This window comes from Streptomyces altiplanensis (assembly GCF_053591575.1).
Map to the genome: position 1 here is coordinate 171,975 of NZ_JBSFUB010000003.1, position 13,727 is coordinate 185,701.

Genomic DNA, 13,727 nt, shown 5'->3' on the forward strand with positions numbered 1-13,727 from the left:
CCTACCCGCGTCCACGCGGCGCAAGTATCGCGTGTGGGCGGGCCCGCGGCGTCCACCTGCCCGCCGGGTCGCTGCGGTGCGGGTCAGGGGGCGGCGGGGTGTGCCGCCGCGCGGGGCTTCCCCTGCCCGCCCCTTCCCACTGTGACCTCGTGCGGCTCCGCCGCGTGAGGGGCCCGGGCCCCGGCGCCCGGAGGGCGCCCGGGGTCAGGAGTGGCCCAGGTCCTCCGCCGGGTCCGGCGTGGCCGGGACCGAGCCGCCCTCCGGGTCCGGGCGGAGCGGGAACACGTCCGTGGCCATCGAGTCCAGGACCGGGGGCGGCGGGCGCAGCGGCTTCGGCATGACCGCGGCCTCCGAGTGGCCCCCGCAGCCGTAGGCGAGCGAGACGACGTGGCCGTCCGCCGGGGAGAACTCGTTCGCGCAGACACCGAACGCCTGGCGCAGCGAACCGGCCATCGGCACGAGGAAGGCACAGGAGACACAGGTGGCGGGGGCCGCCTGGGCCATGGGGGACTTCGCGCCGTACGCCTCGTCCCAGCGGTCCGCCGCGACGTGCAGCCCGTACCGCGACAGGACGCGCGCACGCCGCATCCCGAGCTCTTCGGCGACCGCCGCGATCGAACCCCGCACGGGAGCCAGCGGCAGCGTCGCCGGCGCACCGCCCGTGACCTCGGCGTCCTCCGCCTCGACGAGCTCCGCCATCTCCTCCGAGACCGGGGAGTCCGGCAGCGGCGCGTCGGCGCCCGTGTAGCCGGGCTCCAGGCGCAGGTCGTCCGCCTCGGTGGGGAGCAGGTCGCCCGGCCCCAGGTCCCCGGGGCGCAGCCGCTCGCTCCACGGCACCCACTCCGGCGCCAGCAGGGAGTCCGGTCCCGGCAGGAGGACCGTCTCGTTGAGGGTGACCAGCTTGGCCCGCGAGGCGCGGGTGACGGTCACCGCCCAGCGCCAGCCCCGGTAGCCGGGTTCCTTGCACTCGAAGAGGTGGGTGACCACCCGGTCACCCTCGGCGAAGAGGGAGACATGCTCGCCGACCACCCCGGGGAAGGCGGCCTCCTCGGCCGCCTCACGGGCAAGGTCTACCGCCTCGGCGCACAGGCGGTCAGGGGTTCGGCTTCGCGTCGTCGCAGCACTCACAGGTCTCGCTTCTCTCCTACGCCGTCTCACGGGTGCGCCAACGGATGCCCGTACGAGGTACGAGATACGAGGTGCGAGCTGCGGGCGGAGCGGACCGAAGGGCCGCGTCGACGTCCACGCCTCGCCCGACTCGTCTCGGTCTCGGGCGCACTTTCCACCACCCATTCTGCGGGATGACGGAGAGGCGCGCGGCCGAGGACAACCGCCGGTGGCGCGCTACGCACGCTACCCCCTCTGCCGCCCCGGGCCCACCTGCACGCCGTCTTTGGGACCGGAAGGCCCGGAGAGACCCGGCAGAGAGTCCCAAATGCCCGGAGTGGCGGCTCACCGGCCCCGTCCGCCCCGTTTCAGGTTCGGTCCGGGAGGTGTGGGGCACTATGGCGGGGTGGCTGCCGCAAATTCGTCCGACGGATCCGGTCCACTGCGCAGGGTGGGCCGGGCGGTCGGCCGCGCCCTCCACCTGCCCTTCACGGGTACGGCGAAGGGCATCCGCCGCGCCACGCACGCGCAGGGCGCGGGCGAGTCGGGCCTCGGCAAGCTGATCGAGCTGCACGCCGTGAACGGCGCGGGCGACGTCATGATCACGGTCGCCCTCGCCTCCACGGTCTTCTTCTCCGTCCCCACCGACGAGGCCCGCGGCCGGGTCGCCCTCTACCTCGTGATCACCATGGCGCCCTTCACGCTCCTCGCCCCGGTGATCGGCCCGCTCCTGGACCGGGTGCCGCACGGCCGCAGAGCCGCGATGGCCGCCGCGATGCTGGCCCGTGCGCTGCTCGCGCTGGCGCTGTCGGGCGCGGTGGCGACGGGCGGGATCGAGCTCTATCCGGCGGCCCTGGGCGTCCTGGTGTCCTCGAAGGCGTACGGCGTCGTACGGAGCGCCGTCGTGCCGCGCCTCCTGCCGCCCCGCTTCTCCCTCGTGAAGGCCAATTCGCGGGTGACCCTGGCCGGGCTGCTGGCGACGGGCGCGGCCGCGCCGGTCGGGGTGGGACTCCAGCAGATCGGGTCCGCGTGGCCGCTGTACGGGGCGTGCGCGCTGTTCGTCTTCGGTACGTTCCTGGCGTTCACGATGCCGCACACGGTGGACTCCGCGAAGGGCGAGCGGAAGGCCAGGCTGCTGGAACACGGGCACGGCCACGGCCACGGCCACGGCAAGCAGGAACCGCCGCGCCGCCCCGGCCTGCGCACGGTCGGCCCCTCCGTGCTCCACGGCCTCCAGGCCAACGCCGCCCTCCGCTCCCTCTCCGGCTTCCTGATCTTCTTCCTGGCGTTCCTGCTGCGCGAGCACCCGCTCTCCGGGCAGAGCGCCGCCGTGTCGCTGGCGGTCGTCGGCGTCTCGGCCGGGGTGGGCAACGCCTGCGGGACGGCGGTGGGGGCGTGGCTCAGGGACCGCGGGCCCGAGGCGATCATCGCGACGGTGCTGGGGCTGACGCTGGGCGTGGCCGTCTGCGCGGCGCTGTTCTTCGGCGGGCTGATGGTGGCGGTGCTCGGCGCGACGGCGGGCCTGTGCCAGGCGCTCGCCAAGCTGTCCCTGGACGCGCTGATCCAGCGGGACGTGCCCGAGGAGGTACGGACGTCGGCGTTCGCGCGGTCGGAGACGCTGCTCCAGATGGCCTGGGTGGTGGGCGGCGCCGTCGGGATCGCCCTGCCGCTGAACGGCGCCCTCGGCATGTCGGTCGCCGCCTGCCTCCTCGCGACGGGCGCGGCCTTGTCCGTACGGGGCCTCCTGAGCGCGGCGCGGCGCGGCTCGCCGCACCCCCGCGTGGCGTGAGACGGGGCGGGCGATAGCCTTCGCCCCATGACCGTTGCGCTCCTCTCTGGTAAGGCCCGCCGCACCGCCACCGTTCTCGGTGCCGTGTCGGCCGGACTCCTCGTCCTGTCCGCATGCGACAAGCCGACGCCGCTCGCGACCGTGACGGTCGGCACGGAATCGGTGCACACCGAGGCCACGTGCTACAACGACGGCTCCGCGATCAAGGAATCCCTGCTCCAGGGCTGCCTGAACAAGAAGGCCGAGAAGACCGTCAAGGTCTCCATGGACGACAAGGTCCGCTTCGGTGTCGACCCCGAGATCGCGGACCAGGGCTGGACGCTCTTCATCAACGGCCAGCAGGCCGAGCAGGAGCCGTTCAAGAAGACGTACCGGACCATCCCGGGCAGCGCCTTCTTCGCCCAGCAGCAACAGCAGCAGCCGGGCGCGCCCAGCCCCGACGAGGCGCAGGTCAGCGTCGTCGAGACCAAGGGCAAGAAGCTCACCGGCATCTGGCACTTCAAGCTGGAGAAGACCTCCTGACGATGCGTGTCCTGGTCGTGACCGCGGTTCCCGCCGAGCGGGACGCGGTCACGCGCGCGTTCGCCCCCGGGGCCGGTGACGTCGACGTCATCGCCTGCGGGGTCGGGCCCGCCGCGAGCGCGGCCGGGACCGCGACGGCGCTGGCGTCCGCGGCCCGCCCGTACGGGCTGGTGGTCTCCGCCGGCATCGGCGGCGGCTTCGGCCATCTGGCCCCGCTCGCCTCCCTCGTCGTCGCCGACGCGATCGTCGCCGCCGACCTGGGCGCCGAGACCCCCGACGGCTACGTCCCGGTGACCGCGCTGGGCTTCGGCACCGTGGAACACCTGCCGCCCGCCTCGCTCGTACGGGCCGTGGCCGGCGCGACCGGTGCCGTCACCGGCACCGTGCTGACCGTCTCCACCGTGACCGGCTCCGCCGCCCGCGCCGCCGAGCTGCGCGCCCGGCACCCGCACGCCGCCGCCGAGGCGATGGAGGGCTTCGGCGTCGCCGAGGCCGCCGCCCGGCACGGGGTGCCGGTGCTGGAGATCCGCGCCGTCTCGAACGCCGTCGGGCCGCGCGACCGGGCGGCCTGGCGCATCAAGGAGGCGCTGGAGGCGCTCACCGGGGCGTTCGGGAAGCTCGCGCCCGTACTCGAAGGCTGGGAAGACCAAAACGAAGACCGGGATGAGGAACATGACGACGTCTGACGCCCTGAAGATCGCTTACTCGCCCTGCCCGAACGACACCTTCGTCTTCGACGCCTGGGCGCACGGCCGGGTGCCGGGGGCGCCGGCGCTCGACGTGACGTTCGCGGACATCGACATCACCAACGGGATGGCCGAGCGCGGGGAGTTCGACGTGCTCAAGGTGTCGTACGCCGTGCTGCCGTGGGTGCTGGAGGAGTACGCGCTGCTGCCGTGCGGCGGGGCGCTCGGACGGGGCTGCGGGCCGCTCGTGCTCACCTGCGAGGCGGGCGTCGACCTCACCGGCAAGCGGGTCGCCGTACCGAGCGAGCGCTCGACGGCGTACCTGCTGTTCCGGCTGTGGGCGGCCGACGCCGTGCCGGGCGGGATCGGCGAGATCGTCGTCATGCCGTTCCACGAGATCATGCCCGCGGTGCGCGACGGCAAGGTCGACGCGGGGCTCGTCATCCACGAGGCGCGCTTCACCTACCAGGACTACGGGCTGCACTCGCTCGCCGACATGGGCGAGCACTGGGAGGACACGACCGGCCTGCCGATCCCGCTGGGCGCGATCATCGCCAAGCGCTCGCTGGGCGCGGAGCGGCTGCGCGCCCTGGCGGACGCGGCGCGGACCTCGGTGCGGATGGCCTGGGACGATCCGCTGGTGTCGCGGCCGTACGTACTGGAGCACGCGCAGGAGATGGACCCCGCGGTGGCCGATCAGCACATCGGTCTCTACGTCAACGAGTTCACCGCCGACCTCGGCGAGAACGGTTACGCGGCGGTGCGCGGGCTGCTCACGCGCGCCGCGGCCGAGGGGCTGGTGCCGCCCCTCGGCCCCGACGCGCTGGCGTTCGTCTGAGCCCCGGCTAGACGTCCAGCTGGTCGGCCACCGCGCGCAGCAGGCCCGCGATCTTCGCGCCCGCCGCCTTGTCGGGGTAGCGGCCGCGCTCCAGCGCCGGCGTGATGTTCTCCAGGAGCGTCGTCAGGTCCTGCACGATCGACGCGAGTTCGTCGGGCTTGCGGCGCTGCGCCGCGGCGACCGACGGGGTCGGGTCGAGGATCGTCAACGAAAGCGCCTGGTCACCGCGCTGACCGGCCACGACACCGAATTCGACGCGCTGGCCGGGCTTCAGCGCGTCGACTCCGGCAGGGAGCACCGACGAGTGGACGAAGACGTCGCCGCCGTCGTCGCGGGAGAGGAAGCCGAAGCCCTTCTCATTGTTGAACCACTTGACCTTGCCGGTAGGCACGTCTGTCCTCGTCCTCGTACTCGTCGTTGAAAACGGCTCTGGATAGCACTACAGCGGGTCGTAGGACCCGCCACCACCAAGGCTAATGGTCCAGGGGCTGGTGACAAGACGTCGCCGGGCGGTTCCTCGGAGCAGGGAACTACCCTGGTCAGGTGATGACTGAAACCCCATCGTCCGAGGCCGGCCCCGGCGACCGGCTGGTACGTACCGGAGCGATCGTCTTCTTCGTCGGCGCACTGGCCACACTGGTCACCGTGGCTCCGCTCTTCCTGGGCACGGATCCCTTTCCCCCGGTGGCGTACGCCGTGTGCATGCTGATGGGCGTCGGCTTCGTGATCGCCGCCGCCGGAGTGCTCAGGTCGATCGCCGCCCAGCGCCGTCAGGCGCGCGCCGCGTCGCAGTAGTCCCTCAGCCAGGCGGGGAAGGCCGCCAGATCGTCCAGGACCACGTCCGCACCGGCTTCGCGCAGTTCAGCGGCGTCGCAGGGCCCCGTCGGCACGGCGACGGACAGGGCTCCGGCCGCCCGCGCGCCGCGTACGTCGCCGACGTGGTCGCCGACGTACACCGAGGCGCCGTGCTCGCGCAGCGCCTCCGCCTTGGCCTCCGCCCACAGCCAGCCGACGACGGCGTCCGGTTCGATGCCGAGGTGTTCGAGGTGGAGCTTGGCGTTCGGCTCGTGCTTCGCCGTGACGACGACGGCGCGCCCGCCCGCCGCCCGTACCGCGGCCACCGCCTCGCGGGCGCCGGGCAGCGCGAGAGTTGGCGTGATCGCGTACGTCGGGTAGATCTCGCGGTAGCGGTCGCCCATCTCCTGGATGCGGTCCTCGGGGAACCAGAACGCCAGTTCCTGCTCCAGCGGCGGGCCGAGCCGGGTGACCGCCAGGTCGGCGTCGATGTGCGCGCCGGTCTCGGCGGCGAGCGCTTCGTAGGCGGCCTTGATGCCGGGCCGGGAGTCTATGAGCGTCATGTCGAGGTCGAAGCCGACCGTCAGCGGGGGCGTGGGCAGGTGAGTAGGCATAGGGGCCATTGTGCCCACGGGGGGTCCGGGACCCACCCTTACACTTAGCCAAGCCTTACCAACCTCCGGACGCGGACAGGACCAGATGCGAGCTGCCACCAGCCACCCCAGGCGCGCCCTGGTGGCCCGCCGCACCGGCTGGACGGCCGCGGCTGTCGTGGCCCTGCTGCTCTCCGTCCTGCTGAGCCTCGCGGTCGGGGCGCGCTCCATCGCGCCGTCCACCGTCCTCGACGTCCTGCTCAACGGCGGCCACAGCGAAGCCGCCGAGATCGTACGGACCATGAGAGTGCCGCGCACGCTCATCGGCCTGATGGTCGGCGTCGCGCTGGCGCTCGCGGGGACCGTCCTCCAGGGCATCACCCGCAACCCGATCGCCGACCCCGGGATCCTGGGAATCAGCCAGGGCGCGTCGGTGGGGGTGGTCTTCGCGATCGCCTTCGCCGGCGTCCACTCGCTGTCCGGGTACGTGTGGTTCGCCTTCGTGGGCGCGGCCCTCGCCTCGGTCGCGGTGTACGCCGTCGCGGCGAACGGGCGCGGCGGCGCGACCCCGGTGAAGCTCGCGCTCGGCGGCGCCGCGATCAACGCGCTGCTCATGTCCGTGACGACGGCGGTCCTGACGACACAGGCGGCGGCGCTCGACGAGTTCCGCTTCTGGCAGGTCGGGTCCGTGGCCGGGCGTGACGCGGAGATCGTCGGCCAGATCTGGCCGTTCCTGCTGGTCGGAGTGGTGCTCGTCCTGTCCGTCGCGCGGGGGCTCGACGCGCTGGCGCTCGGGGAGGACGTCGCGAAGGGGCTCGGCCAGAACGTCGCCGCCGTACGGATCGTGGGCGGCATCGGCGCGACGGTCCTGACCGGCGCGGGGGTCGCGGCGGCCGGCCCCATCGCCTTCGTCGGCCTCGCGGTGCCGCACATCGCGCGGGCGATCGTGGGCGGCGACCACCGGTGGGTGCTGCCGATGGCGGCGCTGGTGGGCCCCGTGATGCTGCTGGTGTCCGATGTGGCGGGCCGCGTGATCTTCCCGCCGAGCGAGGTCCCGGCGGGCGTGACGACCGCGCTGATCGGCGTGCCGTTCCTGGTCGCCCTGGTACGACGGAAGGCGGTGCCGGCATGACGGCGGACAGCGCGGCTGCCGGGATACGGCCCGCCGGGTACGCGCTCCTGCGGGTCGGACGGGGACGGTTCCTGCTGCACCGGCGGGCCGCCGTGGCCGCCGGCGCACTCGCACTCGTACTCGCCGGAGCGTGCGTCGCGTACCTCTGCGTCGGCGAGAGCAACGTCCCGCCCGCCGAAGTGCTGAAGGTCGTCTTCGGACAGCCGTCGGCGGACGAACTCGTCGTGGGAACCCTCCGCCTGCCCCGCATGACCGTCGGGCTGCTCGTCGGGGCGGCGTTCGGCGTGGCCGGCGCACTGATCCAGACCGTCGCGCGCAACCCGCTCGCGAGCCCCGACATCATCGGCATCAGCCAGGGCGCGAGCGCGCTCACCGTCGGGGCGATGACCTTCGGGATCACTTCCTACGCCGTACTCCCCTACCTCTCCGCAGCCGGCGGAATCCTCGCCGCCGTCCTCGTCTACGCCTTCGCCTGGCGCGGCGGACTGCACGCCACCCGCTTCGTGCTCATCGGTATCGGTTTCGCGATCGCCCTGCGCTCCGTCACGCTCCTCTTCCTCACCAAGGGCGACTACCTCGTCGCCCAGCAGGCGCAGATCTGGATGACCGGCTCCCTCAACGGCCGCGGCTGGGACGAGGCGGCCCCCCTGGGCTGGGTGCTCCTCGCACTGCTGCCCGCCGTCCTCTGGGCCGCCCGCGCCCAGCGCACCGTGTCGATGGACGACGACACCGCGACCGCGCTGGGCGTACGGCTGGGACGGGTCCGCCTGGGCCTGGTCCTCACCGGCGTGGTGCTCGCCTCCGTGGCGACCGGGACCGCCGGCCCCGTCGACTTCGTGGCGCTGCTCGCCCCGCAGATCGCCCGCCGCACGACCCGCACCGCGCAGATCCCGCTCCTCTGCTCGGCCCTGATGGGCGCACTGATCGTCGTACTGGCGGACCTGCTGGCCCGGCGGCTCCTCTCCCCCACCGAACTACCGGTCGGCGTGCTGACGGCAGCGGTCGGCGCCCCGTACCTGATCTGGCTGATCGTCAAAGGCCGCACTGGAGGCAAGGCGTGAGCAGGCTCACCGCTCGCGAGCTGACGCTCGCCTACGAGGACCGTACGGTCGTGCACGGACTCGACCTGGCCGTGCCCGACGGCCGGGTGACCGTCATCGTCGGCCCGAACGCCTGCGGGAAGTCCACCACCCTGCGCGCGCTCGGCCGGCTGCTCAGGCCCAAGGCGGGCGCGGTACTGCTGGACGGTGCCGAACTCGCGAAGATCCCGACCAGGAAGATCGCCCAGTCGATCGGCCTGCTGCCCCAGACCCCCGTCGCCCCCGAGGCCATCACCGTCGCCGACCTCGTCGCGCGCGGCCGCCAGCCGCACCAGCACTGGTGGCAGCAGTGGTCCGACGAGGACGAACGGGCGGTGACGGACGCCATGGCGCGCACCGGCGTCACCGCGCTCGCCGAGCGGTCCGTGGACACGCTCTCCGGCGGCCAGCGCCAGCGCGTGTGGATCGCGATGGCCCTGGCCCAGGAGACGGACCTCCTCCTCCTGGACGAGCCCACGACGTACCTCGACATCTCCCACCAGGTGGAGGTGCTGGACCTGGTGCGCCGGCTCAACCACGACCGGGGCCGGACCGTCGTGGCGGTCCTGCACGACCTCAACCAGGCGGCCCGGTACGCCGATCACCTGGTCGCCATGAAGGAAGGCCGCATCGTAGCCGAGGGCCACCCCACCGAGATCGTCACCGCACACCTCGTACGCGAGGTCTTCGGCCTGGCGTCGGTAGTGATCCCGGACCCGGTGACGGGCTCCCCCCTGGTGATCCCGGGCACGCCGTGGAGCCCGGCACCCGCCGCCCCGCGAGACACGGTGCCGGGAGGGGACGTGCCGGGGCGCTCCCCGCAGGGCGCCGAACGCAACCACCCCGCCGACACCCCCCGGACCACCTGAAAGGTGCACCATCCCATGACCGGAACCCTCCGCCGCCGCGGCCTCGCCGCCGGCTCCCTCGCCGTCACCGCCGCCCTCGCGCTCTCCGCCTGCGGCTCCTCCGGCACGGACGAGCCGTCGTCCTCCACCAAGAACGGGACGCACACCGTCAAGACCGCCATGGGCGACGTGCGGGTCCCGGACAGCCCGAAGCGCGTCGTCGTCCTCGACACCGCCGAGCTGGACTCCGCGATCACCCTCGGCGTGAAGCCGGTCGGCGCGACCCACACCACCGCCGAGCCCGGCTTCCTGAGCTACCTGCCCGAGGACGAGGTCGCGGGCATCAAGGACGTCGGCGAGATGATGACCCCCAACCTGGAGGCCGTCGCCGCCCTCGACCCCGACCTGATCCTCACCAGCAAGGTGCGGCACGGCGCCCTGTACGACGAGCTCAAGGCGCTCGCGCCGACCGTGATGACGGAGAACACCGGTTACCCCTGGAAGGAGAACTTCCAGGTCCACGCCGACGCGCTCGGCAAGAAGGCCGAAGCGAAGCAGGTCGTCGCCGACTACACCGCGCACGCCGCGAAGGTCACCGAAGCGGTGGGCGGCAAGGACAAGGCCGCGAAGACCAACGTCAACGTGGTGCGCTTCATCGAAGGCGCGGACATCCGCATCTACGGCAAGCAGAACTACATCGCGACCGTCCTGGCCGACGTCGGCCTCGGCCGCCCGGCCATCACCGACAAGGCGAAGGACGGCTTCTCGTACGACGTGAGCCCGGAGAAGATCAACCTCGCGGGCGAGGACGCCGACGTCGTCTTCCACTCGACGTACGGCGACCCGAAGAAGGCCAAGCAGACGCAGACCCTGAACAGCGGGCTGTGGAAGAACATGCCCGCCGCGAAGGCGGGCAAGGTCTTCGGCGTCGAGGACGAGCTGTGGATCCAGGGCATCGGCTACACCGCCGCCGGCAAGATCCTCGACGAGATGCAGGGCCACCTGACGAAGTGAGCGACGGCTAACGCCTCCGCGCCCGCCACACCAGGTAGAGCGCGGAGGCGACGGCCGCCGTCCGTACGACCACGGGCCACATGCCCGAGACCGCCTCGCCCAGCGCGCCCTGCGCGAGCGGTTCGCCCCACCGCCCCTCGGTCCTGCCCCACAGCCACACGGCCGCGCCCGCCGCGACCACTCCGGGCAGGCCCAGCACCGCCCATTTCGCCTCGGCGCGGCTGAGGCGGTGTGAGGCGTACGCGAGGAGCCAGCCGCCGCCCAGCGCGAGCCAGTTGCCGAGGACGGCGCCGACGACGAGCAGCGCGGCGGCGAGCAGGAGCAGGACGTTCGCGGGCCGGCGCACCACAGTCGCCGCCGCTGCCGCCGCCTCGCCCTGCCCGGCCGTACGACGCCGCAGCCGCAACCTGCGGCGGCGCGGAGGAACTTCCGCCTCGACGGCCGCTCCGCCGCCGGCCCCGGCTTTCCCTTCGGCTTTCCTCTTGGCTTCCTCTTCGGCTTTCTCCTCCTCGGCCGGCGGGGGCTTGAGTATTTCGGGGATCTCCACGCCGCCGACGAACCCCGGCACGGTGGCACCCATGCCGAGCGGTCCCGGTTCGATGCGCCACCAGTCGGGTTCGCTGCCCTGCGGGCCGAGTTCGTCCGACCCCGCGAGGTGGGGCGGCGAAGCGACGGGCCCGTCCACCGCGCCCACCGCGCCCGCCCGCTCGTGGTCGCGTCCGCGGGGCCGGGGGATCCACCAGCCGCGCCCGCCACGCCCACCGGGCCCGCCCGGCCCGCCGCCCTCCGCCGGCTCGTCGCGCTGTTCTGGCAGTGCGGCCTGCCGCGCCGCGGGCTCCGGCTCCGGCATCGCGCCGTCCGACGCCGCCGCCACCAGATCGGCCGGGGGACCGATCCGGTTCAGGATGCGCCGTACCGCCGCGGGAGAGTCCGGCGTACCGAACGCGGAGCGCTGCCGGTCGATTTCGTCGCGCAGCGTGGCCACCAGCCGCATCCGCGTCGCCGCGGGCAGCTTGTGCTGCTGCGCCAGGTCGCCGACCCGGCTCAGGTAGTCGTAGACGAGCTGATCGCTCTCGATGCCCACGCGCCGTTCCGTCCCCTCGCCCTCCAACCTCCAACTGCCTGCACCGACCGTAGCGCCACACCGGCTACCGTGGGGCGGATGGGGACCGGCGAGCGCAACCAGGAGGCGCACGTGTCCGAAGGATCAGGCGCAACGCCACCACGCACGCTCGCGGAAGCCCTGCGCACCCGCGACGACGCCTCGCTGGCCGCGCTGTTGCGCGCGCGGCCCGACCTGCTCTCGCCCGTGCCCGGCGACGTGTCGCAGCTCGCCACCCGGGCGGGCACCCGCGCCTCCGTCGTACGGGCGCTGGAGCGGCTCGACCGGTTCACCCTCCAGACCGCCGAGGCCCTGGCGGTGGCCCCCGACCCGGCTCCGTACGAGGCGCTGCGCGCACTGATGACCGGCGACGAGGGCGACCCCGCGGTCGAGGCGGCGCTTCCGGGGGCCGTCGCCACGCTGCGTGAACAGGCCCTGCTCTGGGGCGACGACGACCGGCTGCGCCTGGTGCGTACGGCGCGCGAGCTGCTCGCCCCCTCCCCCGCGCACCCGTCCCCCACCGGCCTGGGCCCGACCGTCGCCGAGGCGACCGCCGGGATGTCGCCGGGGCGGTGGCAGGAGACGCTGGCCACGGCCGGGCTGCCGCCGACCCACGACCCGGTGTCGGCGGTGACGGCCCTGGCAGCGCTCTTCAACGACCGCACCCGGATGTCCGCGCTGCTCGACACGGCCCCGCCCGAGGCGCTGATGGTGCTGGAGCGGCTGGTGTGGGGGCCGCCGTACGGCGAGGTGACCTCCGACCCCGCGCCGCCCGTGCGGTGGCTGCGCGACCGGGGGCTGCTGCTGCCGACGAGCCTGCGTACGGTCGTGCTGCCGCGCGAGGCGGCGCTGCACCTGCGCGCCGGACGCGCGCACCGGGCGCCGGAGCCGGTGCCGCCCGCCGTCGTGCCCCTCGCCGAGCACAGCCCGCGGGTCGTGGACGGTACGGCCGCCGGCCAGGCGTACACGGCACTGTCCACCGTCGAGGAACTGCTCAAGGACTGGAACGAGGGCGGCCCGGCCGTCCTGCGCTCCGGCGGTCTGAGCGTGCGCGACCTGAAGCGGACGGCCACCGCGCTCGACGTGCCCGAGCACACGGCCGCCTTCTGGATCGAACTCGCCTACGCCGCCGGGCTGCTGGCGTCCGACGGCGAGGCCGCCGAGCGGTACGCCGCCACGCCCGCGTACGACGAATGGCTCGACCTCCCGCCGCAGGACCGGTGGACCCGCCTCGCCACCGCCTGGCTGCACGCCACCCGCACGGCCGGCCTGGTCGGCAGCCAGGACACGAAGGGCCGCGTGCTGGCGGCGCTCGGCCCCGACCTGGACCGCTCGGCGGCCCCCGAGGTGCGCCGCCGCGTCCTCGGCCTCCTCGCCGCGCTCCCCGAGGGCGCCGTGCCCGCACCGGAGCAGGTGCTGGCCCGGCTGCGCTGGGAACGGCCGCTGCGGGGGGCGGGTGCCGGCGCCGGGGGTACGGGGTCCTCCACGGGCACCCCGGGCGACCTGCGTTCCCGTATCGCGCTGTGGACCCTCACCGAGGCGGAGCTCCTGGGCGTCACCGGGCGCGGCGCGCTCTCCTCCCACGGCCGCGCGCTGCCGGCCACTGCTCCCACCGCCCCGGCCACCGGCGCCGAGGACGCGGCGGCGGCCGCCGCGCGCGCCGCCGGGCTGCTCGCGCCGCTCATCCCGGAGCCCCTGGACCATGTACTCCTCCAGGCGGACCTCACCGCCGTCGCCCCGGGGCCGCTGCGACGGCCGCTCGCGGACACCCTCGACGTACTCGCCGACGTGGAGTCGAAGGGCGGGGCGACCGTGTACCGCTTCACGCCCGCGTCCGTACGCCGCGCGCTGGACGCCGGGCGGGCCGCGTCCGACCTGCACGCCTTCCTGGCCGAGCACAGCCGCACCCCCGTCCCGCAGCCGCTCAGCTACCTCATCGACGACGTGGCCAGGAAGCACGGGCACCTGCGGGTCGGCGCCGCTTCCGCCTATGTGCGCTGCGACGACGACGCGATGCTCGGCGAGATCCTCGCCGACAAACGGTCGCAGCCGCTGGGTCTGCGGCGCCTCGCGCCCACGGTGCTGGCGGCGCAGGCCGACCCGGCGGCGCTGCTCGAAGGGCTGCGCACGATGGGCTTCGCGCCGGCCGCCGAGTCGGCGGCCGGAGACGTACTGATCACCCGGGCCCACTCCTACCGCACCCCGCCGCGCACCGCCCCCGC

The 13,727-nt window shown here is 73.9% G+C and carries 14 protein-coding genes; 10 read left to right on the top strand and 4 right to left on the bottom strand.

Features of this window, described 5'->3' with window-relative positions; genetic code table 11:
* Window positions 1–204: 204 nt before the first annotated feature.
* Window positions 205–1,128: a DUF3027 domain-containing protein gene (locus tag ACWD0Y_RS02460; protein WP_450258623.1), complete on the bottom strand. Its 924-nt coding sequence runs from the start codon at window positions 1,126–1,128 to the stop codon at window positions 205–207.
* A 385-nt stretch (window positions 1,129–1,513) separates the two neighbouring features.
* Between ACWD0Y_RS02460 and ACWD0Y_RS02465 the strand changes: the two genes are divergently transcribed.
* Genes ACWD0Y_RS02465 through ACWD0Y_RS02480 form a run of 4 tightly spaced genes read left to right on the top strand, consistent with a single transcriptional unit; the run spans window position 1,514 to window position 4,942 of the window.
* On the top strand, window positions 1,514–2,896 hold the full coding sequence (locus tag ACWD0Y_RS02465) for an MFS transporter (protein WP_450258624.1): 1,383 nt from the start codon (window positions 1,514–1,516) through the stop codon (window positions 2,894–2,896).
* A gap of 27 nt (window positions 2,897–2,923) precedes the next feature.
* Window positions 2,924–3,418 carry a DUF2771 domain-containing protein gene (locus ACWD0Y_RS02470; RefSeq protein ID WP_450258625.1) on the top strand — a complete coding sequence of 165 codons (495 nt, stop codon included), beginning with the start codon at window positions 2,924–2,926 and terminating at the stop codon, window positions 3,416–3,418.
* Between the two features lie 2 nt (window positions 3,419–3,420).
* Window positions 3,421–4,104 carry a futalosine hydrolase gene (locus ACWD0Y_RS02475; protein ID WP_450258626.1) on the top strand — a complete coding sequence of 228 codons (684 nt, stop codon included), beginning with the start codon at window positions 3,421–3,423 and terminating at the stop codon, window positions 4,102–4,104.
* Window positions 4,091–4,942 (top strand): 1,4-dihydroxy-6-naphthoate synthase, encoded by an 852-nt coding sequence (locus tag ACWD0Y_RS02480; protein ID WP_450258627.1) that lies wholly within the window; start codon window positions 4,091–4,093, stop codon window positions 4,940–4,942. Before ACWD0Y_RS02475 ends, ACWD0Y_RS02480 begins: the two co-directional genes overlap by 14 nt.
* A gap of 7 nt (window positions 4,943–4,949) precedes the next feature.
* On the opposite strand, the gene ACWD0Y_RS02485 is transcribed toward ACWD0Y_RS02480, so the two are convergent.
* Window positions 4,950–5,333 carry a cold-shock protein gene (locus tag ACWD0Y_RS02485; protein WP_093800323.1) on the bottom strand — a complete coding sequence of 128 codons (384 nt, stop codon included), beginning with the start codon at window positions 5,331–5,333 and terminating at the stop codon, window positions 4,950–4,952.
* Window positions 5,334–5,488: 155 nt separating this feature from the next.
* Between ACWD0Y_RS02485 and ACWD0Y_RS02490 the strand changes: the two genes are divergently transcribed.
* The gene (locus ACWD0Y_RS02490) at window positions 5,489–5,737 is read left to right on the top strand and encodes a hypothetical protein (protein WP_450258628.1); all 249 of its coding nucleotides are present in this window, start codon (window positions 5,489–5,491) and stop codon (window positions 5,735–5,737) included.
* Here ACWD0Y_RS02490 and ACWD0Y_RS02495 read toward each other — a convergent pair.
* Window positions 5,713–6,360: an HAD family hydrolase gene (locus tag ACWD0Y_RS02495; protein ID WP_450258629.1), complete on the bottom strand. Its 648-nt coding sequence runs from the start codon at window positions 6,358–6,360 to the stop codon at window positions 5,713–5,715. The two genes, ACWD0Y_RS02490 and ACWD0Y_RS02495, sit on opposite strands and share 25 nt — an antisense overlap.
* A gap of 76 nt (window positions 6,361–6,436) precedes the next feature.
* Between ACWD0Y_RS02495 and ACWD0Y_RS02500 the strand changes: the two genes are divergently transcribed.
* Genes ACWD0Y_RS02500 through ACWD0Y_RS02515 form a run of 4 tightly spaced genes read left to right on the top strand, consistent with a single transcriptional unit; the run spans window position 6,437 to window position 10,403 of the window.
* Complete coding sequence (locus ACWD0Y_RS02500) at window positions 6,437–7,462, top strand: FecCD family ABC transporter permease (RefSeq protein WP_450258630.1); 1,026 nt, start codon at window positions 6,437–6,439, stop codon at window positions 7,460–7,462.
* Window positions 7,459–8,523, top strand: coding sequence for a FecCD family ABC transporter permease (locus ACWD0Y_RS02505; protein ID WP_450258631.1), 1,065 nt, complete (start codon window positions 7,459–7,461; stop codon window positions 8,521–8,523). The genes ACWD0Y_RS02500 and ACWD0Y_RS02505 overlap by 4 nt, the downstream gene beginning before the upstream one ends.
* Entirely contained in the window at window positions 8,520–9,410 is an 891-nt protein-coding gene (locus tag ACWD0Y_RS02510) for an ABC transporter ATP-binding protein (protein WP_450258632.1), read from the top strand. The genes ACWD0Y_RS02505 and ACWD0Y_RS02510 overlap by 4 nt, the downstream gene beginning before the upstream one ends.
* Before the next feature lie 15 nt (window positions 9,411–9,425).
* On the top strand, window positions 9,426–10,403 hold the full coding sequence (locus ACWD0Y_RS02515; RefSeq protein ID WP_450258633.1) for an ABC transporter substrate-binding protein: 978 nt from the start codon (window positions 9,426–9,428) through the stop codon (window positions 10,401–10,403).
* Between the two features lie 7 nt (window positions 10,404–10,410).
* On the opposite strand, the gene ACWD0Y_RS02520 is transcribed toward ACWD0Y_RS02515, so the two are convergent.
* Window positions 10,411–11,487, bottom strand: a complete 1,077-nt coding sequence (locus ACWD0Y_RS02520) for a hypothetical protein (protein WP_450258634.1) — start codon at window positions 11,485–11,487, stop codon at window positions 10,411–10,413.
* Window positions 11,488–11,565: 78 nt separating this feature from the next.
* On the opposite strand from ACWD0Y_RS02520, the gene ACWD0Y_RS02525 reads away from it, so the two are divergent.
* The coding region (locus ACWD0Y_RS02525; protein WP_450258635.1) for a helicase-associated domain-containing protein at window positions 11,566–13,727 on the top strand (2,162 nt) is incomplete at its 3' end.

Bases quoted from the DNA above. Each gene is read 5' to 3' on its own strand.
- ACWD0Y_RS02470 (WP_450258625.1), top strand. From the start codon at position 2,924: ATGACCGTTGCGCTCCTCTCTGGTAAGGCCCGCCGCACCGCCACCGTT.
- ACWD0Y_RS02475 (WP_450258626.1), top strand. From the start codon at position 3,421: ATGCGTGTCCTGGTCGTGACCGCGGTTCCCGCCGAGCGGGACGCGGTC.
- ACWD0Y_RS02480 (WP_450258627.1), top strand. From the start codon at position 4,091: ATGACGACGTCTGACGCCCTGAAGATCGCTTACTCGCCCTGCCCGAAC.
- ACWD0Y_RS02490 (WP_450258628.1), top strand. From the start codon at position 5,489: ATGACTGAAACCCCATCGTCCGAGGCCGGCCCCGGCGACCGGCTGGTA.
- ACWD0Y_RS02495 (WP_450258629.1), bottom strand. From the start codon at position 6,360: ATGGCCCCTATGCCTACTCACCTGCCCACGCCCCCGCTGACGGTCGGC.
- ACWD0Y_RS02500 (WP_450258630.1), top strand. From the start codon at position 6,437: ATGCGAGCTGCCACCAGCCACCCCAGGCGCGCCCTGGTGGCCCGCCGC.
- ACWD0Y_RS02505 (WP_450258631.1), top strand. From the start codon at position 7,459: ATGACGGCGGACAGCGCGGCTGCCGGGATACGGCCCGCCGGGTACGCG.
- ACWD0Y_RS02515 (WP_450258633.1), top strand. From the start codon at position 9,426: ATGACCGGAACCCTCCGCCGCCGCGGCCTCGCCGCCGGCTCCCTCGCC.